The sequence below is a fragment of the Pseudomonas sp. 05L36 genome (assembly GCF_056398125.1).
This window is the reverse complement of sequence record NZ_JBFTOU010000025.1, coordinates 41,266-66,456: the sequence shown is the minus strand read 5'-3', so window position 1 is coordinate 66,456 and position 25,191 is coordinate 41,266. Positions and strand designations below refer to the sequence as shown.

23 protein-coding genes and 2 pseudogenes are annotated in these 25,191 nt (G+C 56.8%); 11 read left to right on the top strand and 14 right to left on the bottom strand.

Features of this window, described 5'->3' with window-relative positions; translation table 11 throughout:
* Positions 1-271: 271 nt before the first annotated feature.
* From AC1DKH_RS23675 to AC1DKH_RS23665, 3 genes are all read left to right on the top strand, one after another.
* Complete coding sequence (locus AC1DKH_RS23675) at positions 272-703, top strand: MarR family winged helix-turn-helix transcriptional regulator (RefSeq protein WP_477756653.1); 432 nt, start codon at positions 272-274, stop codon at positions 701-703.
* Between the two features lie 30 nt (positions 704-733).
* The gene (locus tag AC1DKH_RS23670; RefSeq protein ID WP_477799463.1) at positions 734-1,450 is read left to right on the top strand and encodes a nitroreductase; all 717 of its coding nucleotides are present in this window, start codon (positions 734-736) and stop codon (positions 1,448-1,450) included.
* Positions 1,451-1,564: 114 nt separating this feature from the next.
* Positions 1,565-2,320 (top strand): NADPH-dependent F420 reductase, encoded by a 756-nt coding sequence (locus tag AC1DKH_RS23665; protein ID WP_477799479.1) that lies wholly within the window; start codon positions 1,565-1,567, stop codon positions 2,318-2,320.
* Positions 2,321-2,403: 83 nt separating this feature from the next.
* On the opposite strand, the gene AC1DKH_RS23660 is transcribed toward AC1DKH_RS23665, so the two are convergent.
* Entirely contained in the window at positions 2,404-3,327 is a 924-nt protein-coding gene (locus tag AC1DKH_RS23660) for a LysR family transcriptional regulator (protein WP_477756404.1), read from the bottom strand.
* Positions 3,328-3,463: 136 nt separating this feature from the next.
* Between AC1DKH_RS23660 and AC1DKH_RS23655 the strand changes: the two genes are divergently transcribed.
* Positions 3,464-4,519 (top strand): tartrate dehydrogenase, encoded by a 1,056-nt coding sequence (locus tag AC1DKH_RS23655; RefSeq protein ID WP_223616315.1) that lies wholly within the window; start codon positions 3,464-3,466, stop codon positions 4,517-4,519.
* Positions 4,520-4,626: 107 nt separating this feature from the next.
* The gene (locus tag AC1DKH_RS23650; RefSeq protein WP_477764985.1) at positions 4,627-5,982 is read left to right on the top strand and encodes a dicarboxylate/amino acid:cation symporter; all 1,356 of its coding nucleotides are present in this window, start codon (positions 4,627-4,629) and stop codon (positions 5,980-5,982) included.
* A gap of 261 nt (positions 5,983-6,243) precedes the next feature.
* Here AC1DKH_RS23650 and AC1DKH_RS23645 read toward each other — a convergent pair whose 3' ends face one another.
* The 6 genes from AC1DKH_RS23645 to AC1DKH_RS23620 form a co-directional block, all read right to left on the bottom strand.
* Entirely contained in the window at positions 6,244-7,236 is a 993-nt protein-coding gene (locus AC1DKH_RS23645) for a LacI family DNA-binding transcriptional regulator (RefSeq protein ID WP_477799462.1), read from the bottom strand.
* 92 nt (positions 7,237-7,328) lie between these two features.
* Complete coding sequence (locus AC1DKH_RS23640) at positions 7,329-8,831, bottom strand: glycoside hydrolase family 32 protein (RefSeq protein WP_477799461.1); 1,503 nt, start codon at positions 8,829-8,831, stop codon at positions 7,329-7,331.
* A complete protein-coding gene (locus AC1DKH_RS23635; protein WP_477755232.1) occupies positions 8,828-9,973 on the bottom strand; it encodes an ABC transporter ATP-binding protein in 1,146 nt (381 codons plus the stop codon). Before AC1DKH_RS23635 ends, AC1DKH_RS23640 begins: the two co-directional genes overlap by 4 nt.
* A gap of 27 nt (positions 9,974-10,000) precedes the next feature.
* Positions 10,001-10,843 carry a carbohydrate ABC transporter permease gene (locus tag AC1DKH_RS23630; protein ID WP_477799460.1) on the bottom strand — a complete coding sequence of 281 codons (843 nt, stop codon included), beginning with the start codon at positions 10,841-10,843 and terminating at the stop codon, positions 10,001-10,003.
* The gene (locus AC1DKH_RS23625) at positions 10,840-11,802 is read right to left on the bottom strand and encodes a carbohydrate ABC transporter permease (RefSeq protein ID WP_477799459.1); all 963 of its coding nucleotides are present in this window, start codon (positions 11,800-11,802) and stop codon (positions 10,840-10,842) included. Before AC1DKH_RS23625 ends, AC1DKH_RS23630 begins: the two co-directional genes overlap by 4 nt.
* 21 nt (positions 11,803-11,823) lie before the next feature.
* Complete coding sequence (locus AC1DKH_RS23620; RefSeq protein WP_477755236.1) at positions 11,824-13,098, bottom strand: ABC transporter substrate-binding protein; 1,275 nt, start codon at positions 13,096-13,098, stop codon at positions 11,824-11,826.
* 167 nt (positions 13,099-13,265) lie between these two features.
* Between AC1DKH_RS23620 and AC1DKH_RS23615 the strand changes: the two genes are divergently transcribed.
* Both AC1DKH_RS23615 and AC1DKH_RS23610 read left to right on the top strand, forming a co-directional pair.
* The gene (locus tag AC1DKH_RS23615) at positions 13,266-14,831 is read left to right on the top strand and encodes a carbohydrate porin (protein ID WP_477760515.1); all 1,566 of its coding nucleotides are present in this window, start codon (positions 13,266-13,268) and stop codon (positions 14,829-14,831) included.
* 78 nt (positions 14,832-14,909) lie between these two features.
* Positions 14,910-15,818 carry a carbohydrate kinase family protein gene (locus tag AC1DKH_RS23610; RefSeq protein ID WP_477799458.1) on the top strand — a complete coding sequence of 303 codons (909 nt, stop codon included), beginning with the start codon at positions 14,910-14,912 and terminating at the stop codon, positions 15,816-15,818.
* A gap of 89 nt (positions 15,819-15,907) precedes the next feature.
* On the opposite strand, the gene AC1DKH_RS23605 is transcribed toward AC1DKH_RS23610, so the two are convergent.
* The 5 genes from AC1DKH_RS23605 to AC1DKH_RS23585 all read right to left on the bottom strand — a co-directional run bounded on the left by AC1DKH_RS23605 (position 15,908) and on the right by AC1DKH_RS23585 (position 20,233).
* Positions 15,908-16,162: a DUF1652 domain-containing protein gene (locus AC1DKH_RS23605; protein WP_477755228.1), complete on the bottom strand. Its 255-nt coding sequence runs from the start codon at positions 16,160-16,162 to the stop codon at positions 15,908-15,910.
* Positions 16,163-16,643: 481 nt separating this feature from the next.
* Positions 16,644-17,837 (bottom strand): MFS transporter, encoded by a 1,194-nt coding sequence (locus AC1DKH_RS23600; RefSeq protein WP_477799457.1) that lies wholly within the window; start codon positions 17,835-17,837, stop codon positions 16,644-16,646.
* Between the two features lie 192 nt (positions 17,838-18,029).
* Positions 18,030-18,572, bottom strand: coding sequence for a histidine phosphatase family protein (locus tag AC1DKH_RS23595; RefSeq protein ID WP_477799478.1), 543 nt, complete (start codon positions 18,570-18,572; stop codon positions 18,030-18,032).
* Positions 18,573-18,742: 170 nt separating this feature from the next.
* Entirely contained in the window at positions 18,743-19,810 is a 1,068-nt protein-coding gene (locus AC1DKH_RS23590) for an SDR family oxidoreductase (RefSeq protein ID WP_477799456.1), read from the bottom strand.
* A 3-nt stretch (positions 19,811-19,813) separates the two neighbouring features.
* Complete coding sequence (locus AC1DKH_RS23585; RefSeq protein WP_477799455.1) at positions 19,814-20,233, bottom strand: ester cyclase; 420 nt, start codon at positions 20,231-20,233, stop codon at positions 19,814-19,816.
* Positions 20,234-20,350: 117 nt separating this feature from the next.
* Between AC1DKH_RS23585 and AC1DKH_RS23580 the strand changes: the two genes are divergently transcribed.
* Together AC1DKH_RS23580 and AC1DKH_RS23575 are read left to right on the top strand one after the other, a co-directional pair.
* Positions 20,351-21,268, top strand: a complete 918-nt coding sequence (locus AC1DKH_RS23580; RefSeq protein ID WP_477799454.1) for a LysR family transcriptional regulator — start codon at positions 20,351-20,353, stop codon at positions 21,266-21,268.
* A gap of 92 nt (positions 21,269-21,360) precedes the next feature.
* A complete protein-coding gene (locus tag AC1DKH_RS23575; RefSeq protein WP_477799453.1) occupies positions 21,361-21,927 on the top strand; it encodes a DinB family protein in 567 nt (188 codons plus the stop codon).
* A 241-nt stretch (positions 21,928-22,168) separates the two neighbouring features.
* Here AC1DKH_RS23575 and AC1DKH_RS23570 read toward each other — a convergent pair whose 3' ends face one another.
* Together AC1DKH_RS23570 and AC1DKH_RS23565 are read right to left on the bottom strand one after the other, a co-directional pair.
* Positions 22,169-22,798 carry a LysE family translocator gene (locus AC1DKH_RS23570; protein ID WP_457266161.1) on the bottom strand — a complete coding sequence of 210 codons (630 nt, stop codon included), beginning with the start codon at positions 22,796-22,798 and terminating at the stop codon, positions 22,169-22,171.
* Positions 22,799-23,030: 232 nt separating this feature from the next.
* Positions 23,031-23,252 (bottom strand): annotated as a pseudogene (locus AC1DKH_RS23565) (hypothetical protein); the annotation flags it as partial.
* On the opposite strand from AC1DKH_RS23565, the pseudogene AC1DKH_RS23560 reads away from it, so the two are divergent.
* Together AC1DKH_RS23560 and AC1DKH_RS23555 are read left to right on the top strand one after the other, a co-directional pair.
* Positions 23,241-23,630 (top strand): annotated as a pseudogene (locus AC1DKH_RS23560) (AMP-binding enzyme); the annotation flags it as partial. The pseudogenes AC1DKH_RS23565 and AC1DKH_RS23560 overlap by 12 nt on opposite strands.
* 156 nt (positions 23,631-23,786) lie before the next feature.
* Entirely contained in the window at positions 23,787-25,106 is a 1,320-nt protein-coding gene (locus AC1DKH_RS23555) for an outer membrane protein transport protein (protein ID WP_477799452.1), read from the top strand.
* Positions 25,107-25,191 lie beyond the last annotated feature (85 nt).

The following is a 25,191-nucleotide window of genomic DNA, read 5'->3' as shown; positions in this document are numbered from 1 at the left end:
ATGGATCGCTACGGAGCGGAAAGCGGGCGGCGACGCAGCGGGCGAGTGGGATTGATCAGTTGCTTGCGCATAGGTGGCAACCGGATAAATTACTTGAAAATGTGATGACCGACTCGCTGCCGCATGACCCGGCGCCCGCCTCAAATCACAGGGGCTGTAAGGCATAGTCTACTTGGCCAGATTGGCCATTCGTCGAGGGCAGACGGCATCGGTTGACAGTAGGCATTTCTAGCTGGAATATATAGTGCACTATACAATAGCGAACTATCTAATGAGCTCGAATCGGAAACGGGTGGGTACCCAGCTGTCTTTTTCACTTTATGCGGCGGCAAATCGGGTGGTGCGATTGCACAAACCTTATCTGGAACCGTTGGGCCTAACCTTCCCGCAGTACCTGGTCATCCTGGAGCTTTTAAACGGCTCGCCACTTTCTGTGGGTGCCCTTGGAACCCGCTTGGCGATGGACGCTGGAACCATAACGCCATTGCTGAAACGGCTTGAGGCTGCCGGGCTCGTCACTCGCACACGGGATCCCGCCGACGAGCGCCGCGTGATGATCGACCTGACGCCTGATAGCCGCATGTTGGAAGCCGACATTCGGGGAATCACTAGCAAAATCAAGTCAGCTTGCCAGCTCGATGAGCGGGGTATCGATGAGCTTCGTCAAACACTCGATGCGCTCGGCCATCCGGCAACCGACTGAACGTTTTTACACGTGCTCAAAGAGGAAATCATGACCACTTCAATGGCTAGGTTCGATGCTGATACAGCGCTGGATGACACCCTGCAATTTCAGAAGACGGCCCGTACACGGCGGTCTTTTCGTGGGTTTTTAGACACTCCTGTACCCGATCAGATCATCCAGGAGGTGTTGAAGGATGCCCAGTGCGCTCCCTCCAACTGCAACACCCAGCCGTGGGATGTTCATATTGTTCGTGGCCAGAAATTGAAAGAGCTTTCGAAAATTCTCCACGCGAAAAATACTGCAGGCGAATTCACCCCAGACTTTTCGTTCGATATGGGTGCTTTTTACGGCCCCTATGGGGATCGCAAGAATGCACAGGGCAAAGCCTACTATGAGGCTATGAACGTTATGCGCGAAGACAAGGAGGGACGGCGGCGAGCGGCAGCCTTGAATTTGTCCTTTTTCAACGCCCCCCAGGCCGTTTTTTTATTCATGCCGGTGTTTGGTGACAATGTTCGAACTGCTGGCGACATTGGCATGTATGGCCAGACTTTCCTGCTGTCGCTTGCTGCCCGAGGGTTAGGCGGCATTCCGCAAACCTCGCTTGGTTTCTATGCAGCTACGATCCGAGAGGCGCTAGGCATTTCTGAAGAAATGAAAATGCTGTTTGGGATGTCATTTGGCTACCCGAACGAGAGCGCTCCAGGCAACCGCATGCATATGGATCGTGTGCCGGTTACCGACAGCGTTACCTTTCATTCTTGAAGAGTCGTATTTTCCTGGGTCAGGCGACATGCGTGCACACCTCAGATCTCCGGGGCTTCGCGACACGCTTGATTCATTCGCACACCCAGCCAAGCAGTAACTTGAATATTGTTTATAGGTGAGGAGGTTATTGAAATGAAAATCGGAATTATCGGTGCCGGCAACATTGGGGCTACCCTTGCCCGTAAGCTCGCTGCGTGCGGCCATGAAGTCAAACTGGCAAACTCGAAGAGCCCTCAGACCATTCAGAACCTTGCTAGCGAAATCGGCGTACACGCCGTGACCAAGGAAGATGCTGTGTCCGAGGTAGACGTTGTGATCCTCTCGATCCCCTTCGCAAACTACCCTGATCTCAAGCAGACGTTGAGTAACGTTCCCGAGAAAACCGTCGTCATTGACACGTCCAATTACTACCCGGGACGTGACGGGGCGATCAAGGAAGTTGACGACGGCAAGCCCGAGAGCGTTTGGGTAAGCGAGCAGATTGGCCGCCCGGTCGTTAAGGCATGGAATGCCGTCCTCGCAGCTACCCTTGCCGATAAAGGCCAACCAGCCGGGTCTTCAACGCGTATAGCCCTACCTGTAGCTGGGGGGGACACCACCGCTGAGGCAATCGCGCAGGATCTTGTCGAGGATACGGGCTTTATCGCGCTTGCCGCTGGCAACCTTGAAGATTCGTGGCGTCAGCAACCAGGTACACCTGCTTACTGTACCGAGTTGACATTGCCGGAGCTGAAATTGGCGCTGTACGCGGCAGACAAGGCACGGGCGCCACAAAACCGCGACGCACTGATCGCCAGGTTCATGGCTCCCGGCAGTCAGTTTACACATGAGCAAATTGTTGCCACGAATCGTGCAATGACGGCCTGATCACGCAGTTTTAGCAATCGCTCAATCTCAGCGCCAGCTACCCCTCAATAGATATAACTGAAGTGGATGCCGTCAAACGCGATTCAGTCATGCATGGATTCCGCTTCATCCAGGTGATCGATGTGCTTGAAGCGCTCAACCAGAAAGTCGATCAGGCTGCGCACTCGCGCCGACAGGTGTAACTGTTGCGGGTAAACCGCGAAAACATCGGCGCGGGTTGGTGTCTGGTCTTCCAGCACTAATCGCAAGCGGCCACTGCGCACATAGCGGGCGATATCCCATTCTGCTCGCAGCAGAATTCCGTGGCCTTCCAACGCCCAATTCAGGGCCACCTCACCGTCATTGCAGCCCAATGCACCACGGACTTTGATGTTTTGTGTACGCCCACCGTGAGTAAAACTCCACACCCCGTAAGGCGTTTCGTTTTGCCGCAGAAAGATGCAGTTGTGTAGCTGTAAATCCGTGAGGCGTTGCGGCACGCCGTGTTTTTCCAGGTAGAGCGGTGAGGCGCATAACAGGCGACGGTTAGAGGCGATCTTGCGCGCGTGGAATGCCGCGTCGGGCAGGGTGCCGAAACGGATTCCCAGATCGAAACCGTGGGTCGCCAGATCCAGTGGGTGATCGCTGATTTCCAGCTGTATTTCCACCTCCGGGTACTGTGCGAAGAACGCGCCGAGGGCCGGGCCGATGTAACGACGGCCAAAGCCCAGCGACGCGTTGACCCGGATCAGACCTTTAGGTGTAGCCCGACTGCTGTTGATCAACTGCTCGACCTCATCGATCTGCGTCAGGATCCGGGCGGCATGGGAAAAAAGCAGTTCACCTTCTGAGGTCAGACTCATTGAGCGCGTGGTGCGATTCACCAGGCGGATGCCCAATCGAGCCTCCAGCGCGGTGAGACGCTTGCTCACCGCCGGTGGCGTGATGCCCAGCTCTCGCGCGGTCGCGGCGAGGCTGCCTTTGTTGGCCAGAAGGTAAAAAAATGACAAATCCAAGGTTGGGTTCATTCGTAACTCAAAGTTATTTATGTAGTGATTTTGAGTAACTCACACCTATTTGTTCACTACATATACTCCGCTCACACCCTGATTGAACAGCCCGTTCGACAGGCAAAGCAAGAACGTTACGAGAGTGGAGTTGACCATGAGCGCATACAAAATTGCAGCGGTACCAGGTGATGGCATCGGTGTTGAAGTGATTGCCGCTGGCGTCGAGGTGCTGCAAGCCCTGTCGAAAAAATCTGGCTTCGACCTGGACTTCAAACATTTCGACTGGAACTCGGATAACTACCTGAAAAACGGTTACTACATTCCTGAAGGGGGTCTGGAAGAACTGAAAACCTTCGACGCGATTTTTTTTGGTGCCGTGGGAGCACTCAACGTACCGGATCACATTTCCCTGTGGGGCTTGCGCCTGCCGATCTGCCAGGGCTTCGATCAGTATGCCAACGTGCGTCCGGCTCGCGTGCTGCCTGGGGTGAAAAGCCCGCTGCTCAATGGTGACCAGATCGACTGGGTGGTGGTGCGGGAAAACTCCGAAGGTGAGTACTCCGGCAACGGCGGTCGTGTGCACCGGGGACTGCCGGAAGAGGTTGCCACTGAAGTGTCGGTATTCACCCGTGCCGGGGTGGAACGTATTCACCGCTTTGCCTTCGAACTGGCGCAAAGCCGCCCACGCAAACACCTGACCATGGTCACCAAGTCCAACGCCCAACGTCATGGCATGGTGTTGTGGGACGAAATTTTCTACGAAGTGGCCAAGGATTTCCCGGACGTCAAAATTGACAAGGAACTGGTCGACGCGGTGACTACGCGCATGGTGCTCAAACCCTCCACGCTGGATGTGATCGTCGCCACCAACCTGCACGCTGACATTCTGTCCGATCTGGCAGCCGCGTTATCCGGCAGCCTGGGCATCGCACCGACCGCCAACCTGAACCCGTCGCGCAAATTCCCCTCGATGTTCGAACCGATCCACGGCTCGGCTTTCGACATCACCGGCAAAGGTGTGGCCAACCCGATTGCTACGTTCTGGACGGCGGCGATGATGCTCGAACACCTGGGCGAAGCCGCTGCGGCGAAACAGCTGATGTCAGCCATCGAAGCCGTGACTGAAAGCGGTGTGCATACCCCTGATTTGGGTGGTACAGCCACCACCCGCCAGATCACGGATGCGGTCATCGCATTGATCAACCGCTGATATTTTCCAGCGATTCAAAGTAGTACTGCGGCACAACCCCAAGGGGCAGATCGCTGGATCTGACTCCTTGGCATTTCCTGACAACAATAAAAAATCAGGGCCCTGTCATGAAAAGAATATTCGGCAAACTCTATGTGCAAGTGCTGATCGCCGTGATCATCGGCGCCATCGTCGGCGTGTTCGTTCCCGAAACCGGCGCTGCGCTCAAACCCTTGGGCGATGCCTTCATCAAATTGATCAAGATGCTCCTCGCTCCGGTGATCTTCCTGACCGTAGTCACGGGGATCGCCCGCATGGAAAACATGAAGGAACTAGGTCGAGTCGGCTTTCGCGCCTTGCTCTATTTCGAAGTCGTGTCGACGCTGGCGCTGGTGGTCGGCCTGGTGGTGGTCGATGTGTTCAAACCCGGCGCCGGCATGAACATCGATGTTGCTACCCTCGACACTTCCAGCCTGGCCACTTACACCTCGGCCGTGAAACATGCATCGTTCATGGACTTCGTCATGAACATCATTCCCGACACCATCGTGGATGCCTTCGCCAAGGGCAATGTGCTGCAAATCCTGCTGTTTTCCATCCTGTTGGGAATCGCCTTGGCTCATGTGGGGCCACGCGGCAAAGCGTTCGTCGATACGCTGGATAGCCTGATGCAAGGCATGTTTCGTATCGTCAACATGGTCATGCGCCTGGCGCCGATCGGTGCATTCGGTGCCATCGCCTTCACCATCGGCAAGTACGGCTTCGGCTCGCTGTTCTCTCTGGGCAAGCTGATGGCCTGCGTTTACCTGACCTGCGCCGTGTTCGTGATCTTTGTGCTAGGGCCGATCTGCCGCTACAGCGGTTTCAGCCTTTGGAAGTTTTTGAAATTCATCAAGGAAGAGCTGTTCACCGTACTGGGCACCAGCTCTTCGGAGTCAGTACTGCCGCAGATGATCTCGAAGATGGAAAAGGCCGGGGTGTCCAAGCCCGTCGCCGGGATGATCATTCCGTCCGGATTGACCTTCAACCCCGACGGGCAGGCGATCTACTACACCATCGCCGCGATTTTCATCGCCCAAGCGACCAACACGCCGCTGACCCTGACCGATCAGTTGATCGTACTGGCGGTGTTGATGTTTACCTCCAAAGGTTCGGCAGGTGTCACCGGTTCGGGGTTCATCATTTTAGCCGCCACCTTATCTTCCCTGGGCACCATCCCGGTGGCCGGCATGGTGTTGCTGCTGGGTGTCGACCGGTTCATGTCGGAAGCGCGGGCCATTACCAACACCATCGGTAATGGTGTCGGCACCATGGCCATCGCCAAATGGGTAGGGGCGCTGGATACGGTGAAAATGCACAAGGCGCTCAATGGTGAGATCGAAGAACAAAAGCCTGAAATTGTGCAGGCGGAGACTATCTATGTCCCTTCACCGGTGACGGGCAGTCCCTTGCCGTCCAGCCTCAAAAAGGCCTCTCGGGCGTAAGTATGTGGCGCTGAAATTAACACCATGCTTGATCGAGTATTTCGCTCAGAGAGATATGCCGCCTTTAAATCCGGCACAGCTGCACGCGTGGCTCAGCAACGCTCGAGTCTTGGCTGACCAAGTGATTTCGGCTGGAGTACAAAAGGGCCCTTCACAGGCTGTGTGAAAACACTCTGGCGAAGGCACCAACAAACGCCCCGACATGTTCGGGGCGTTTGTTTTTGTGCTGGAAAAAAACCTTTCAACCAAATTAACTGAATCTTATAGCGATGCCCTAACCACCAATGGACAATCAACTGGCTGGGCTCCCGATACGTCGAGGGTCTCGATCAGGTGCCGGGCAGCCTTGCGACCGATCTCGTAGTACGGCAGTTGCACCGTGGTCAGCGGCGGGATGAACAGCTCGGCAATACCGATCATGTTGTCGTAGCCGAGCACGGCGACATCGTCGGGAATTTTCAGGCCACGGCCCAACAACAGCTGATAGGCACAAAACGCGATGCGGTCGTTGCCACAGATCAGAATGTCGAATTGGGGACGACCCTCAATGATGTGCCGGTCGAGGATGGCTGCGGTTTCACCATAGGCGTCATGATCGGAAAGGTCGTATTGCAGGAGTGCGTCAGGCAACAGCCCGAATGCCTGAGAGGCACGTTGCAGACCTTTTTGTCGCAGGTTCCAGGCCAGACTCTGTTTTGGCAGATTGATGCACAGAGGGCGCCGATAGCCCTGGCTCAACGCGTGATGTACGGCTCGATACTGCCCCGCTTCGTCGTCTGGCACATAACTCACCAGGCGACTGTCATCGGCCAGGCAATTGGCGAGTACCAGGGGTTTGCTCTTCAAACGCTCGGGAATGCACACCTGGCGAAATCCCATGGCGCTGAAGATCAACCCGTCGGGGCGGTGCGACAACATCAGGTCGATGTTCTGGTCGGTGGGCGGGTTGCTCAACAGGTTAAGGATGAACACATTCCAGCCGGCTTGCTGCGCGGTCTGTTCGATGGACAGCAGCAACTCGACGGCGAACGGTGTGGTCGCGGTGTCCAGCGCGAACACACCGATGGTTCGCGACTGGAGGTTGTCGCCGCGCATCTTGCGCGCCGACAAGCTCGGTACGAATTGCAGTTCATCAATGGCGCGACGCACCCGCAGAAGGGTTTCGGGGCTCAGTTTTTCCGGATTATTGAGCGCTCGAGAAACCGTCATCAGGGACACGCCGGCCAGCTGTGCAACGTCTTTCACTGAAGTCATGCGAGGCGAGCCCGGTCAGGTTGACGCAGAATCATGACACAGGGCCCGGGCTTCTCGCGACTCGAATGACGCTGCTCATAGCCATCCGCCGCTCATAACCATCCAGAATCGAGAGGCCATGCCTTGGGAATCGAGACACGCCCGCCACTCCCGCTGGCAAACAGCTTCACGCCCAGACTGTCGGGCCGCGGATAGAGGCGACTGCTGAGGCTGAAGCGCCCGTTTTCGTCGAACACCTCGATGGACGAGCGATCGAGGAACACACGCAGTTCCAGTCGCTCTTGTGTCGGGTCTATCGACACGCTGCGCTGGCCTGTGACTTGCGCACCAGAGCGGCTGCGGTCAAGCACCAGACGCTGCAACGCCGCATCGTAGTAGAGCAGGGTTTGTTCATGGTCATCGTCGCTGCAGCGCAACGCGATTCCCAGGTGGCCATCGGTGCAGCCGAGTAAATCCAGGTGCACATGGATTTCGAGCATATCGCCATTCACTTCCGGCACCCACCGGGTTCCCGACTCCTCCCACCACGGCGTGCCAGGCAATGGCGCTTTGCGCAGAGCGGTGAGCTCCCGTGCCGGGTACACGCAAAGGCGATCGGCGCACAGTTCAAGTTCGCGTGGCAATCCGAGCATGCCGCACCAGTGATGGGCCTGGCTCGGCATCGGGCTTTCCCACATGTCGAGCCACGCCCACACAAGGCGCCGACCATCGGCGGCCAATAGCGTCTGCGCTGCATAGAAATCGTGGCCGTTATCCAACTCGATGAAAGGCCCGCCAGTGAAGTTCCACTCGTTGTCGAGTCGGCCCACTCGGTAACCAGTCTGGTACTTGTTAAGCCGTTCGTAACCTTGGGATGGCATGCCTTGGGGGGAGTACAGCAGCACATCGCGTCCGTTCAGTCGAAACAGATCCGGGCACTCCCACATATAGCCATCACCCTCCCTGCCGCCGGACACATAGTTAAGGAACTCCCAGGCGTGCAGATCCGTGGAGCGGTACAGCGGGAGCAGCGGCATATCGCCCAGACGTGCGCCGGCAATGAGGTACCAATAGTCATCCTCCCTCCATACCTTGGGGTCACGAAAGTGCATGATAGTGTCTTGCGGCGCGGTCTCGATGACGGCGCCATGCTTGACGAACCGGATGCCGTCGCTGCTGGTGGCCAGGCACTGGACTTGACGGATCGAGCGTTCGTCACCCACTTCCCCCAGCCAGGTGTGTCCGGTGTAGATCAGTGCCAAGGTATCTCCACACACCACTGCGCTACCGGAAAAACATCCGTCACGGTCGAAGTCATCGCCGGGTGCCAGCGCAATGGGCAGGTGCTGCCAATGAACCAGATCGGCACTCTTGGCGTGGCCCCAATACATCGGGCCCCATTTCGCGTCGAAGGGGTAATGCTGATAGAACACGTGATACTCGCCACGAAAGTACACGACCCCGTTAGGGTCGTTCATCCAGCCCACTTGGGGGGCAATATGATAGCCGGGTCGATAATCCTGGATGACGCGAGACAGGCCGTCACTCAGCGCACGCTGCGCAAGGTCAAGGGAAGAAGGCATTGGATCGCTCAGGGTATTCAAAGACAAGGTCATAGGGCGCGTGCTCGTGCCGGGCTTAGAGAGACACCATCCGGCAGGGTTTCAATGGCGTGTGGGTGGCGCTTCAAGGCCGTGCCGTCGGCGTCGAACAGGTGCAGATTGCCGAGCTCCAGCTGCAGCTCGACCTGATCGCCCACCTGCCATCCGGCGTTGACCTCACAACGACAGATCAGTGGCTCGTCCTGACCTGTATCCAGGTGCACATAGGTTTCACTGCCCAGGTATTCGACCCCGGTCACGACGACGCCGGCAGTTCCCTGCGCCGCCTTGAGCGACACGTGTTCCGGGCGAATCCCCAGGCTCAGTGGGGCGTCCACCGCCAGGTTCGAGCTGTCGAAGGGCAGGGCGGTCATACCCAGGACGGGAGTATCGACCAGGCTGGTTTCACCCGGTACATGCAGGCGTGCCGCCAGAAAGTTCATTCTGGGCGAACCGAGAAAACCGGCGACAAAGCGGCTCGCCGGGCGCTCATAGAGTTCGCGCGGTGAGCCGACCTGCTCTACGCGACCGCCATTGAGCACAACAATTTTATCGGCCAGGGTCATCGCTTCCACCTGATCGTGGGTGACGTAGATCATGGTCGAGCCCAGTCGGGCATGCAGCCGGGCGATTTCGTTGCGCATCTGCACCCGCAAGGACGCATCCAGATTGGAGAGCGGTTCATCGAACAACAAGATGTCCGGTTCCCGCGCCATGGCCCTGCCCATGGCCACACGCTGACGCTGCCCTCCAGACAGTTCCTTTGGCTTGCGTTGCAGCAGTTTGTCCAATTGCAGGATTTGCGCCGTTTTCAGCACGCGCTCGCGCAGGCTGGTCTTTTCAGTCTTGGCCAGTTTGAGACCAAAACTGATGTTGTCGTAGACGCTCATGTGCGGGTACAGCGCATAAGACTGAAACACCATGCCGACGCCACGCTCGCGCGGTTCCAGGTCGTTGACCCGACGCCCGTCGATCAGCAGGTCGCCGCCGCAGATCGAATCCAGTCCGGCGATCAGTCGTAGCAGGGTCGATTTTCCGCAGCCCGAAGGGCCAACGAACACCACGAATTCACCCGCCGCGATTTCCAGGCTGACGTCGCGAAGAATCCGTGCGCCGCCCAATTGTTTGTTCACGTTGTCCAGTTTCAATTTGATCACGATGCTGTTCCTTGTCTTTGTTGGGCATCAACCCTTTAACGCGCCGGCAGTGAGGCCGGAAACGATTCGGCGCTGGAAGATCAGCACCAGAATCACCAGTGGGACGGTGACCAGCACCGATGCGGCCATCAACAATCCCCAAGGCAACTCATGGGGGCTGCCGCCGGAAATCAAGGCGATGGCGACCGGCACCGTGCGTTGGGTGTCGGTGAGGGTGAAGGTCAGGGCAAACAGGAACTCGTTCCACGCTGCGATGAAGGCCAATAAGCCCGTAGTGACCAGTGCGGGCCAGAGCAGCGGCAACAGCACGCGGGTCAGCGTGACCCATGGGGACGCGCCATCCATGATTGCCGCTTCTTCCAGTTCATGAGGCAATTGCCCCATGAAGGTGGTCAGCACCCAGACGGTGAAGGGCAGGGTGAAAATCGTGTAGCTCAGGATCAACGCCCAAGACGTGTTGTACAGACCCAGGGCGCGGATCACCTCGAACAGCCCCGACAACACCGCGACCTGAGGAAACATCGACACACCAAGGACCATCATCAACACCGTGCCACGCCCACGAAACTTCACCCGGCCCAAGGCATAGGCGGCGGTCACACTGAGGAACAGCGCCAGCGTTACCACGCACAGCGCAACCACCAGCGAGTTACCGATAGCCCGCAGGAATGAGGCTTGATGGAGTACCGCTGCGTAATTGGAGAAGTCGGGGTTATCGATCCAGTAGCTCACCTCGAACAAGGCGCTGGACGGCTTCAGCGAAGTCACGATGGCGTAGTAGAAAGGGAAGACCGCATACAGCAGCAATACCCCGATCAGACACCAGAACCCGAGGCGCAACAGTGCTTTTTTCAGTAGGCGCAGGTTCATGACCGGACCTCCAGTTGACGGCGTCCGAGGTAGAGGTAAAGCATGGCGATGACCGCAACCACCAGAAACAGCAGCGTCGAGGCCGCGCTGCCGTAACCGACGTCCTGGAACTCCACCAGGTGCTGGCGGGCATACACCGACATGCTCATGGTGCTCGACGAGTTCGAGGTCAGCACATAGATGACATCGAACACCCGCAACGAGTCGAGGATGCGGAAGATCGCCGCCACCAACAATGCAGGCATCAGCAGGGGAAGGGTGACACGCCAGAACACTTTCAGCGGATGAATGCCATCGACCCTGGCGGCTTCATAGCAATCGCTCGGCAACATCTGCAAGGCCGCCAGCATCAGCAGCGTGACAAAAGGGACGGTCTTCCAGACATCGACGATGATCACCGCCCACATCGACAGGTCCGCATCGGCCGTCCAGGCCAGGGGCGCGTCAATCAGGCCGACGCTCAGCATCATGTGATTGATGATGCCGAACTGGTCGTTAAGCATCCATGACCAGATCTTCGCCGAGACAATCGTCGGAATCGCCCAGGGAATCAGAATCAACGCACGCACCAAAGAGCGTCCGGTGAACTTGATGTTCAGCAGCAACGCCACCAGCAGTCCCAGTACGACTTCCAGTCCTACCGACACCACGGTGAAATGCAAGGTGTTGCGCACAGCGTTCCACCATTGAGGATCGACCAGGATGCCCGACCAGCTGGAACCGTTGTGGAACAGATAATTGCTCAAGCCGACGAAGGATCCGCCACTCGTATCCGACAGGCTGGCGTCGGTCAGGCTGAACCAGAATGTGCGCAGCAGCGGCCAGGCTGCCACCAGGACCAGACACAACAGCATCGGTGTCAAAAACAGCCAGGCAGCGCGTACTCGGCGACGTTGTACGGGCGTTTCCCTGGTGAGCAGAAGCTCCTCACAGGGGACATGGGTAGAAGAGACAGACATGGTGATTTCCTTCCTTGTGGCTTACCAGTTCCGGCGTTTGATGCGCGTGAGTTCGCTTTCCAGTTCGGCCAGCGCCTGATCGACAGGCAACTCGCCCGCCAGCACGCCATGCACTCGATCGAAGAACGCATTGGAGACCCTTGGATAGCGATCGGCAGTGATTGAGGCGGGGCGCATGACCCCATCGTTGAGAATGCTGTGCAGCTGAGCGTAATAAGGCATTGCCGCGAGCAATTCGGGATCTTGATACAGCGACTCGATAACCGGGTTATAGGCGCCTATCAGGGCACGACGTTTCTGCTCTTGGGCACGGGTCAGGTAGCTCACCAGCTCGGCGGCAAGTTTTGGATGGGCGCTGTAACGCGATACCGCCAGACCCCAGCCACCGAGGGTGGAGGCATGGCTGCCGGTCTCGCCGCCGCGGGGCAGGGGGGCGACCCCAACCTTATCCTTTACTGCACTGTCCTGGCTTTGCACCAGGGCCCAGACATAAGGCCAGTTACGCATGAACAGCGCATTTCCCGACTGGAATACGCCACGGCCTTCCTCCTCGGTGTAATTGAGTACCCCACGCGGGGAGATGTCTCCCACCCAGCTTTTCGCCAGGGTCAAAGCCGTTCTTGAGGCCTGACTGTTGACCACGATGTCGCCTCGTGGATTGACCAGTCCACCTTCCGGTTGGCTGCTGATCCACTCCAGCGCATTACACGTCAGGCCTTCGTAAGCGCGCCCTTGAAAGATGTAACCCCATGCATTGGGGTTCCCGGCAGTGCGCTCGGCCTGTTGAATATTCCTGGCGGTAGCGGTCATTTCCTCCCACGTCTGGGGAACCTGCTGGTTGTATTTCTCGAGCAAGTCCTTGCGGTAATACAGCAGGCCCGAGTCGGTGAACCACGGCATCGTCACCAGCCGTCCGTTCACCGTGGCGTTATCCACCTGTGCCTGGAAGTAGCCCTGGGTCGCATTGGCAGGAAGCACCTCGCGCAGATCCATCAGATGTTTGGCCAGCATCCCCGGCCACACCATGTCGATTTGAATGATGTCGATGTCGCTGGACTGCGCACTGAGGATCTGTTGGTAGAACGACAACCTCTCGGTTGCCGAGTTAGGTGTTGAGACCACCTCGACGTGGTTGCCGGTCTGTTTCGACCACGCCTCGACAGCCTCTTTGCAGAGTTGTAACTCCGCACCCACCGCGCCGCAGGAGATCGTCAAATCAGCTGCGTTCGAGAGGGATGGAAGCCCGGCACAAAGGGTGAGCAGTGCTGCTGGAAGAAGAGATTTAAGCTGTTTCATAAAGCCCTCTTTATTTTTGTTTTTAGAAAAGTTAACGTTAACATCGCCAAATGTAGCAGCGTATTCGCGATGAGGCATCCTTTTTTTCGTCGATTGCGACAATTCGCAACTCAAGAAAAATGGCCGGTCGCGGAAACTAGACAATAAAAACAAAACAGGAAATCCACATGCAGAAAGCATCAAGCTGGCTACTCGCAGGCGTGCTCGGCACCTCGGCGGTAACCTCTCAGGCCGCGACTCTGGAAGAACGCATGGCCGCGTTTGAAGCCCGTACCAGCGCAGCGGAGAAGCGTGCAGCCGCGGCCGAACAGCAAACCCAGGCACTTGCCAGGGAATTGCAGCAGATCAAACTCGCCACTGCTCCCTTGCCGCCCGCCGCGTCTACTGCGGCAGTAATTTCGGCGCCCGCTTTGGATACCCGAGTGGCAAAACTCGAAGCTCGTCAGCAAAGCCTGGAGAAAGAGGGCAGTACCGGACACCTCACTGATGGGTTCAGCTTCAACGGCTACGCCCGCTCCGGATTGTTGATCAACGATCGGCTGGGTGGTGGTCGTGGCGGCCCTTATGAAACTCCTGCCGGTTCAGTCGGTGGTGCAGTCGGGCGACTCGGTAACGAGGACGACACCTACATGCGTATAGACCTGTCGAAAGAAATCTATGCGCAAAACGGCACCCGTTCCAAATTCACGGTCTCCATCGCCGATGGTGTGGAAAGTTCCAATGACTGGACGGCCGACGAAAGCAAACTGAACGTGCGCCAGGTATTCACAGCGCTTGACCATGTCGCTGCGTTCAAGGGCAATTCAGTGTTCGAGAACGCCACCCTGTGGGCAGGCAAGCGATTCGATAGAGATAATTTCGATATCCACTGGCTGGACTCGGACGTTGTCTATCTGGCCGGCACCGGGGGTGGAATCTACGATATGCAGATGAACAAGAATTGGCGTTCGAACTACTCTTTGATCGGGCGTAACTACGGGGATTTCAGTCAAGGCGATCTTAGTGCCGATGTAGAAAGCTACATCCTGACCTCCAACCAGTTCTTCGAGGATGGTCAGTGGCAGTGGATGTTCAATGCCATCGGCGCAAAGAAAAACGATTTCGCTACCCGCACCAATGCGGCGGGTTTGACGCCTGCGGATTCCGGCTTGCACAGCATGCTGGCCAATCACCAGAAAAACTTTTTCGGCAGAGAAGGCTTCTTCAAAACGGCGCTGCTCTATGGGCAAGGTCTGGGAGCCGAGGTCAAGAACGTCGGCTCGGATGGTGAACTGATTGATGATGCCCGCGCTCTGCGTCTGGCACTTTACGGTGAGACACCCCTTGCGCCTGACTGGCGCATCGGCCCCAGCTTGCTGGCCGAACAGAGCAAGGATAGATACGTCAAGGGTGACGACTACCGCTGGCTGACCCTGAACGTGCGATTGGCCAATAAAATCAACAGCAACTTCGAGATGGCCTACGAAATAAGCTGGCAAACCATGAACCTCGACCCGAAGGACTATCTACAGCGTAATGCGGTCGACGGTAACTTTTGGAAATTCACTGTCGCCCCGACCTTCAAACCTGACGTTGGAGATCTTCTCACACGTCCCGAATTGCGAGTGTTCGCAAGCTTCATGAACTGGTCTTCGGATCTGGACAAGTTCAGTACCACAGACTCCTTTGGCATGACGGACTTCAAAGCCGGAGGTGTATGGCAATACGGTATACAGATGGAAACCTGGTTTTAATATTTGAACGGGTCCGGCCAACACGCCTTCAGCGCACCTGTCGGCAGTTCCCTACGACAAAATATTGAGGAAATGACGATGGTATTGCCTCGCGCAGTAGTGTTTGGCGAAGCCCTGACCGATCTTGTCCAAGGCACTCCTGGACAGTGGAAGGGTTACCCGGGTGGTGCTCCCTGGAACGTTGCACGAGCGCTAAGTCGCTTGGGTGTCAGCAGCGCTTTTGCTGGGGCGGTGAGTATGGATTCTCTGGGTGACGAGATAGTTTCGCAGTCGGAAGCGGCAGCATTGGATATGAGGTTTATCCAACGGGTAGACCGAGATCCTTTGGTCGCCATCGTTCCATCGAGCCGTCCTCCAAGATACTTTTTTGCTGGAGATGCCGATCTGTTTTTTGATCCGGATCTGATGCCCGAAGGATGGATCAACCAAGCAGAGCTGTGTCATTTCAGCTGCATCAGTTTGGCCCGACAGCCACTCGCAGACAAGCTGGTTAAAATTGCTCAGCAGGCCAAAGAAGCCGGTAAACGGATTAGCTATGATCCGAACTGGCGCAATTTAATGGATAGCCATTATCGGGAGCAGACCTTCCCTACGATGACCACCCTTGCTGACATGATCAAGCTTTCCGATGAAGACCTTCGGCAAATTTATCCAGGGCTGACAGAACACCAGGCAATGGATGAGCTTCGCGCTCTTAATCCTCAGGCGCAGATCCTTTTTACCCGAGGAGAACACGGGATGATTCTCCACACCCCGGACAGCCAACTCGATCAGCCGGCGATTGCCGTGAAGGTGGAAGACACGGTTGGAGCAGGAGACGCTTGTATGGCTGGTTGGCTGGCTGCGCAGTTGCTGGGGATCGCGGACTTGAGAGAACGCCTGCAATTTTCAGCGGCTTGCGCATCCATATCTTGCCGCCATGCCGGAGCCCATGCTCCAGCGCTAGCTGATGTGGAAGGTTTGCTGCAGCTGCTGAAACATACTTGACCATGGTTGCCGGCGCCGAGGAGTTGTCTAAGTAAAAAGACGCGGCACCGCCCCTGACCATAAGCGTTGCTGGCTCGGGGTTCTGGGGCTCAATGATTACGCACGAGCGAAAGTTGCTCGGTATGTGCGTTGAGATCATTGCGCAGGTTGGCGAGCATACTCTCTATTGCACGATTGCTGTTGAGCTCGGAACAGGAGATGCCGGTAGAGAAAAGATCTATCCGGCCTGTCTCTGGACTGTAGATACGAACAGTAAGACAGTTGTCAGATGAAACTGAGCATGCGCAATACATCGGGAGAAAGCTTCTCTCGACCAGGTATCGAAGCTCTAGACTGGAAAGCATGGTGGCTACCCTCAACAGGAGCCAACCAAGAGACTCATGCTATAGCGCGTAAAATCAGGAGCGTGTAACGATTACACGCTAGATCACCTTACCCTTGACCTTGGCGGAGAAGGTTACTTTTCAGTCTATGCTTTATCCGGCACCGACCGTTAGATCGTTTGGCAGCAGCCTGCAATCGGCTAGACAGAATCATCAGGGGGTGCAATATGCGCCTGATCACACCCTCGCCGGGCTTTTCGTATCTGCGACATGCTTTTCACGAAACGCTCACGGAATGGAGTGCAGATTGAACGAACAAAAGGATTTGACCCCGTACAGAAAGCCCGCCACTGAGCGGGCTTTTTGCTGCCTGCTACGCTTTTCGTCACACAAAGGAGGTGTCAGCAAGTTGAACAAGGTGCGCTCGCCATTGCCACTGCGCAAAACCGGTTATCCAGCGTGAATCGAATCATGGTCTGGAGGCTAAGCCAGTCCCGCGGAACTAGCTTGTGCGTTCCTGAGTTGAATACCTGACGCGACGCTCGCTCAACATCAACGTCGCTATGGCAACCAGCACAGGTACAAAGGCAAGCGCACAGATAACGGTCCAACCGTATCGATTCAATATACCTCCCGATGCAAACGAGCCGAGTACCATGGCGCCAAAGACAATGAAATCATTGAGCGCCTGGACACTGTTTCTTTCGCTTGTTTTATGGCACTGAAGGACGAGCGCAGAGGCGCCGACAAAACCGAAATTCCAGCCAATCCCTAGAAGCACCAAACATAAATAAAAGTGGTAGGACTGCACGCCGGCAAGCCCGACAGCAACAGACGCGCCGGTTAACATCAACCCCATCAACACAACGCGGTTTGCTCCAAAACGGCGGATCAGATTTCCAGTGAAAAAACTGGGTGCGTACATTGCAATGACGTGCCACTGCAATGCCAGATTCGATGATTCCAGTGAAAGATCCTCATGCTTCATTGCCAGTGGGGCCGAAGTCATCAGGAAATTCATCAAGGTGTAAATAATGACACCACAGAGCATGGCGTTGATGAGTCGAGGCTGCCGAACAATCACCGCAAGCGGGCGACCTGGAGTACGAACAGCCGCCTCATGGCGTGGCAAATCGACACCTGACAGCACCGCCGCCGAAACCACTGCCATTAATGCGGCTGCAACGTAAGTAGCGATAAACAGGTGTGACTCCCATAGGTCCATCGTATAGGTGACCGTCTGTGGACCTAGTACACCCGCCACCAGCCCGGCAGCCATGACGATTGAAAGCGCCCAGGGCTGCCTGTTTTCTGGAACGCATTCTGCGGCGGCGAAACGAAACGTCAGCACCACAGCGGCATAAGCGCCACCAAACAGCATCGCAGCACAGAAGATGAAAAAGGAGGACCAATAAATGCCAATCGCAGCCAGCACTCCCATCAGGGTGCCGCACAACGCTCCCAGCATAAACACGGGACTGCGCCCATAGCGCTGCGCAATGGCACCGGCAGGTAGCGTGCAGCTCGCCATGCCCACGACAAAAATGGAGATAGGCAGCGTCGCCAATGCTTTATCCGGTGCAAGCATGTCTCCCACGATAGCGCCGGTTGCGTAGACGATGACTGAGTTACCACCCGCCAATGCCTGGGCGGTTGCCAGGCGAAAAATGTTGCTGTTTCCAGATGTGGCTGACACGACTTCTCTCCCTTGAATGAATCGTCCCTTAATGCAGCTGCAGCGTGCCGATTATCAATGAAAACTAATGGCCGCGCTGCTCCTTTCGATATCCAGGCGCCGGTACCGCGCAGGTCATCGACAAGGGCCTCCCGACAGCGGGTCTGCTAGCCCACGTCATGATGGCCAGGTTCGCCGACCATCTGCCGCCTCTTACACACCATCGTACTGATACACGGTCGCACTCCAGTACTGACTGCCGTTACGTTTTTGGCGAGCCCATCCGTCGGCCACCAGTTGATTGGCGATCATTCGATTCATAAAGCCATGACCGAGCAGCAGAACCGGTCCATCGCTGGCAAGGGACTGCAATCGTTTGGCTGCCACACTGGCGCGCATCCTCGCAGTGCCGGCGGATTCGACGTTGCGTGAGTAACCGCACAGCCATAAGACTCGAAGGATAAATGCCCAGGTAAACGGCGATAGCCGTGGCCGTTTCCAATGACCACAAGGCAGTTGTGCTTCGCAGAAAAGTGCGTCGACCAGTGCAGGCTTCAGGCCGAGCGCCTGGACGGAGGTCAGCGCACGAGGCGCGCTGCTTGAAACAATCACCGTGGCGGTTGCGGCGAGTTGCAGACTGGCAGGCGGGACCGGGTGGCGGGTAATTTCGGATCGATCGTATTGCTCGATCCAGTCTTTCATCTCGAACGCTGAGATTTTGTCGGTTGCGGCCAGTTTTGGCTGGCCGTGACGCATCAGGATTATTTCCCTGTTCACAAATTTACGTCCTTGTTCTTGCATGTGGTAAATGACCAGGAAGTGCGGTTTCGGGAACTCCAGGTACGCCTCGCGTGCCAGCATCAAACCGCACAATGAGGCTCGAGACTATCGGCTTTGGGGCTAGACGGTAAATCCGTTTCCGAAAGTCAGTTGTCGACCATGACGGATGAGCTTTTTTTCTTCGAGGCACGCGCACTGTGCTTTTCAAACCAGCCGTGATCGCGGTACCAAGCCACGGTATCAGTGATTGTCAGCTCTAGCGCCCGGAAACTCAGGCCAAGCTCTTGTTCACTCTTGCGGTGGTTGAAACAGGTGCGGTCCTTCTCTCGTACCAACAGGCGCAACGTGGCCATGCTCAGCAGAATGGGCTTGCCGGTAAGGCGCGCATAGATCTCCTGCACAGCCGCCAAGGTGTATAGAAGGGGGAGCGGTAGTTGTCGAACGGGTGTCTTGACGCCCGCGATACGTCCTAGAACAGGGACCAGCTGACGCATCGTCATATGCTGGCCCGCCGCGAGATAGCGCTCACCTCGTCGGCCCTGTTTGGCGGCAGCAATCAGCGCCCATGCCACATCACGGGCATCGACAACGGAGAAGCTGCCAGGGATCAGCCCGGGCAACTTGCCGTTCACGACATCGTTGACCAACTGTCCCGAGGAGGTCGGACCAATGTCGGCAGGACCCCACATCCAGCCGGGCAGGACCATGCAGGCATGCATCTCGGGATGTGCTTCCAGGAACGACAAGACGACACGGTCGGCGAGGATCTTGCTGCGGTAGTAGTCATCCGCGTCGGCATCGGCCCGCAGACATGTCTCATCGATGGACGAGCCAGGTGCGCCGTCGAGCACGGCAATGGAAGACGTATGGATGAACCGTCGTATACCGGCGCGGTAGGCCTGGTTAAGCAGGCGCCGCGTACCAGACACGTTGATCTTTTCGAGTTCTTTCCAGTGGCTGCCACCCTTGTAGTTATCGCGAAAGAACGCCGCGGTGTGAAACACCGTATCGCAACCTTGCAGCGATGCTGCGAATGCGTCGACATCGGCCATGTCACCCACGACCAGCTCCACCCCCGGCAGATTGTTGAACTGCTGTTCACCTTTGGCTCTTGAGCGGACCAGGCCTTTGACCGTGTAGCCACGAGCGACCAATTCACGCACCAGGTTGTTGCCCAGCAAGCCGGTTGCTCCAGTAACGAATGCGCTGCGCATGGTTCAACCCTCACCCTGTTCGGCTGACGGCATCAACACCGCACTGTCGAAGAAGACCTCTTCACGGATGGCCAGCCCGTTTCTGAAGGTGAAGTGTGCGGCGTAGTGCACGGTAATATGGCGTCCATGGGGTGCAATCACCCGGCCTGGCAGCACCAAGGGTGCGGCGAAGGTGCCAGTCAGTTTGGCAGTTAGCGCCAGAAGATCGCCAGCGACCATGAATGGGGTGAAGGTCACTTGGGCATCAGGGAACGCTTCGAACAGCGCAGTCTCTCGTTTGCGCATGGCGTCGCGACCGGTTTGAATCCCCATACCATCGAGGTAGATGAAGTCTTCGCAAACCAACGCAAGCATCGCCTCCACATCACGGCGATTGAAGGCTCTTGAGGCGCGTTGCGCATAGTCGTTGGGGCCAGTCGTCATTACAGTCCATTCCATTCGTGTCGAGGGCCTGTAGATATACCGTTGTGGCCTCTCCCGAAAAACAGCGACTACTGCATAATGGATTTGCACATATGCAGACCAGGGAGGACAGGACGCATGGCGTTGCAAGCAAATTGGGACGATCTTCGTCTGCTGTTGGCAGTCTCGCGGCGTGGCAGCTTCCTTCAAGCTGGCCAGTTGCTGGGTATCGCGGCGTCTACCGTGTCCCGCCGCCTGACCCAGCTTGAGGTCGCACTGGGCGAGCCACTCGTCGAGCGGGGCGTTGAAGGATGCTGGTTGACCTCGCGGGGCCAGTCCCTCGTGGAAGTTGCCCTGGCGGCGGAAGCGGGCTTGAGGCGTCAAACCGCTGCTGGCATATCCGAGCTACACACAGAGCTATCTGGCAGTGTCCTGGTCAGTGCAGGAGAGGGGTTCTCGTCTTGTGTGCTGGAGGCCGCGAGTCGCTTCACTTCTCTGCACCCGCGTTGCTCGGTGGAGCTGATGGTAACAGCCGACTTTCACAAGATCGTCCGCGGCGTGGCAGACATTGCTGTACGTACGGCTCATCTGGGTGAGCCGTCGCTGATTTATCGACCCATAGGCCGGCTCGCCTACGGTGTCTTCGCTGATGCAGGTTATCTGAAGCGGTTTCCAGGGGTGACCCCGGCCACTGCGGTCAATGTTGCCTTGCTTCCCCCGCTGGACATGTTGCCGCAAATGCGTGCGGCAAAGGCCGGTGGTCTGGACCGCGCGCAGATCAGCGTGAATTCGTTCGCCGTGCAGCTCGAATCGGTGAGGCGAGGTATGGGGGTGGCCGTACTGCCCCGTATACTGGCGAAGGATCTGATCGGGTTGTTCCCGGATCTCCACCTTCCAGATATGGAGGTCTATCTGGTGACCCGGCCTCAGGCATTGAAGCAGGCCCACATCAAATGTTTTTTTGCCATCCTGGAGCAGGTGTTGCTCGAAGCCCTGTCCATGGAAAATGTCGAAGGTTACCTCTTGGGGGGCGACCCGCGAGTATCGGAGCAATAACGACCTCTACCGCGTACGGGTCACCGTGCAATAGACTGGGTTTTGCGATGAGCGTGGAGCGCTTGTCAAATACCCACTCAAAGGATGAGCACATGAGCCGTACCGGCCATATCTGCCTGATGGCGACCTATAACAAATGGATGAACGAAAAGATCCATGGAGCGGCCAGGTGCTTGTCCGATGATGAGCTCTCAGCTGATAGAAAAGCATTCTTCAGGTCGATTCTCGGGACGCTAAACCACGTGGCAGCCGGAGACACCGTGTGGCTAAAGCGATTCGCCAAACATCCAGCGAACCACTCGGCATTGGAGCCGGTGAGGCGACTTCCTGATCCGAAAAACCTTGACCAGGCGTTGTTCTCTACTATTCGAGAACTCTCAGTGTATCGAGAGAGGCTTGATCAGATAATCGTCGAATGGGCCAGCTCTATTACAGAGTCCGATCTGGACCACACCCTCCATTACGCCAGCTTGAAGGGTGTCGTGTCCGACAAGGACTTTTACGGTCTGGTGATGCATTTCTTCAACCATCAGACCCATCACCGTGGCCAGGTTACTACGCTGCTTTCACAGGCTGATGTCGACATAGGCGATACAGATTTAGTCGTCCTCATCCCATCCCATCCCATCCCATCCCGATCCGTCGGGGGCTTTCGTTAACCCGCGCAGATCTTTTTCCAGCGTGCCCGATGCGCCAACCGCAAACAGCCCGGTTTAGCGCCCAATGCTGTTCAGTTAAGCGAATGTGGTCCTCTGTAGGAGCGAGCTTGCTCCGGGCGGCGTTCCGACGATGGTCGTTAACGATAGCGCGTATTTACTGGCTAAACGCGGCGCTCTTGAGTCCATCGCGAGCAAGCACGCTCCTACAATTTCCTTAACTGAACAGCATTGCGGTTTAGCGTCATCCTTCGACGGTCATGCGCATGGCCAAGCCCGCGAGGACCGTCCCCATCAGCCAGCGTTGCACGGTCTGCCACACGGGCCTGCTGGCGAGGAATGTCGCAATGGAGCCAGCCATGATGGCAATCAGGGCGTTGACGCTCACGCTAATGACGATCTGCGTAAAGCCAAGCACGATGGATTGCGCCAGCACGCTGCCGTGGCCGGCGGGGTCGATGAACTGGGGCAGCAGCGACAAATACATGACCGCGACTTTGGGATTCAGCAGGTTGGTGACAAACCCCATCATAAACAGCTTGCGCGGGTTGTCCTTGGGCAGCTCGCGCACCTGGAACGGAGAACGGCCGCCGGGCTTGACCGCTTGCCAGGCCAGGTAGAGCAGATAGAGCGCGCCGCCGAGTCGCAGGGCGTCATACGCATAGGGAACCGCCAGGACCAGGGCTGTGATGCCCAGTGCGGCGCAAAACATATAAACGACGAAACCCAACGCCACGCCACCCAGGGAAATCAGTCCGGCCATTCGCCCCTGGCAGATCGATCGCGAGATGAGATAGATCATGTTCGGGCCGGGAGTCAGCACCATGCCGAGTGAAATCAGGCCGTAGGCAAGCAGGTTGGACAGTTCGGGCATGGCGTAACTCCTGAAGGAAGAGATAACGAATTGAAGCTGCGCTAAATCTGTATAAAACGGCTTTCGCGATCGCTGAGGTATGCACCTGGATGGTGCGGACGATAGTAGGGCGGCCAAAGGGAGAACGTTAGATACAGATTGACTGACAAAACGTCATACAGCCGTCGCAGCACTTGATGTCGGTGGCTCGCGCCAACCGGGCGATGGCCGCCGCGCACGGCCGTGGTCCGGTTCACGCTGGACAACCGGTTTTGCGCGGTGGCGATGGCGAGCTCACCGGCAGGGTGCCAGCGGCTGTCTCGCGACCCACCTTGAACCATGCGGCGTACAACGCCGGGACGAAGAAAATCGTCAGCAGCGTCGCCACGGTAAGGCCGCCCATGATCGCAATTGCCATCGGCCCCCAGAACACACTACGCGTTAGCGGGATCATTGCGAGCACAGTGCGATCGGCAGCCCCGACGCCTATTCGGGCGAGGTGCCGGTCGCCTACGTTCAACTGCGCCCCGGGTACACCTGCAACGCTGAAGAACTTGAGTCGTTCGCTCAACTCAACATCAGCGAGCGGGCTGCAGTTCCCAAGCGCATTGAAATCCTCGAAACGCTGCCACTGACTGCCGTGGGCAAGATATTCAAGCCCGCCTTGCAGCAGCGCGAGATTGCCAGGGTAGTCCAGCTGGAAGTGGAGCACCTGTGTCTGCGGGAGATTGCGGTGGACGTGGTACAGGACGGTCGTCGCGGGCTAGTCGCATGCATACGGGCTGGGGCCGATGAGGAGAACCTGGCCCGCCTTCTGGGTCGCTACAGCTTTCAAGTGGAGTGGCTTGAATGAGCGCGAATTTGCCACCGTAAGCCCGGCAAACATGCCTTGGTGCTGTTCCGCCAGGGCCTTTACACAACTTCGGTCAACTTCAACTGGCACTGACAAGTGCACAGGAAGGCGAAGCCTTGCCTGCGTGCAATCAAAAAAATAATAAAGAGGTGGAAAATGAAACTGAATAGCCGTGCGATTCCTTATTTCTCCGCTCCGCGAGCAAGTGCTGCCTGGATTAAGTTTACCGGCGCCATCGCAATACTCACCGCCTCAACAACCGCGGGCGCCAATGGCATTGCCCTTAATGAACAGAGTGCAAGCAGTGCGGGAACGGCGTATGCGGGAAGGTCGTCTTCGGCGCTGGACGCCAGTACCATCTTTGGAAATCCTGCGGGCTTGACCAAGTTGAAGCGTAGTGAGATTTCCGGCGGAGCCGCGGTCGTCTCGGTGAGCGACGACATCAGTGATGCGCAGAGCAGTGCCTCAGGAACGAATAAAGGGGACTCGGTACCTTTGGGGGTCGTGCCCTTCGCCTATATGTCGACGCCGCTTGACGATCGTTTTTCGATAGGTCTGGGTCTTTATGCTCCGAGTGGCCTGATCAATGACTACGAGAGCAGTTTTCAGGGTCACTACCATGGTTCCTATAGCACGACCAAGGAAATAACCCTGCAGCCCACCATTGCCTATCGGATCAATGATTACGTGTCCATTGGTGGCGGACCGACCATAAACCATTTCAATGCCAAGCTTCAGAACTACCTGGCCACCGGCGCCCTGAACAACGGCGAGGACACACGGGTCACCATCAAAGGCGATGACACGGCATTTGGATACAACATCGGCGTCTTGTTTGATTTGAGTGATGCGACCCGTTGGGGGATTAACTATCACTCGAAGGTGAGCTATGAACTCAAAGGGCATACTGAGGTTTCCGGCTCCCCGAGCGTTATCCCGCTGGACGGAAACTATGACAACAAGATAGACATCACTATGCCCGAATCCGTGGACACGTCCATCACCCATCATTTCAATAGTCGCTGGACGGGATACCTGGGGACCACCTGGAAACGGTGGAGCCGGATCAAGAAGGTCGAGGCAGTCAACAGCGGTCTTTCCCCCCTGGGCCAAGCGGCTGGCCTGGGAAGTGTGACCGAAGAAATGAACTGGCACGACACGTGGTCCACCGCAGTCGGCGCCTCCTGGCAATTGAACCAACAATGGCTGCTGCGCGCAGGTTACGCCTATGATCCGTCGCCCATTGGCAATGCCGATCGCAGCGTGCGCGTTCCGGTTGGGAATCGCCAGGCCGTGACCTTGGGCGGTGCTTATTCGCCGAATGCCGATCTGACGATAGACTTTGCTTATGGTTATCTCTGGGATTCCAAAGTATCAGTAAAGCAGTCGAACAACTCCGGTCTTCAACCGGAATACAGTGCCGACTACGAAAATAGTGCGAATGGGATTTCAGTGCAGGCAACCTATCGGTACTAATCGATGCGACTCAATTCTTGATAGAGTCCATTTTTGCGAGCCTTTCCGAAGATTCACCTTTAATCGTTAATCAACTATCCAACTG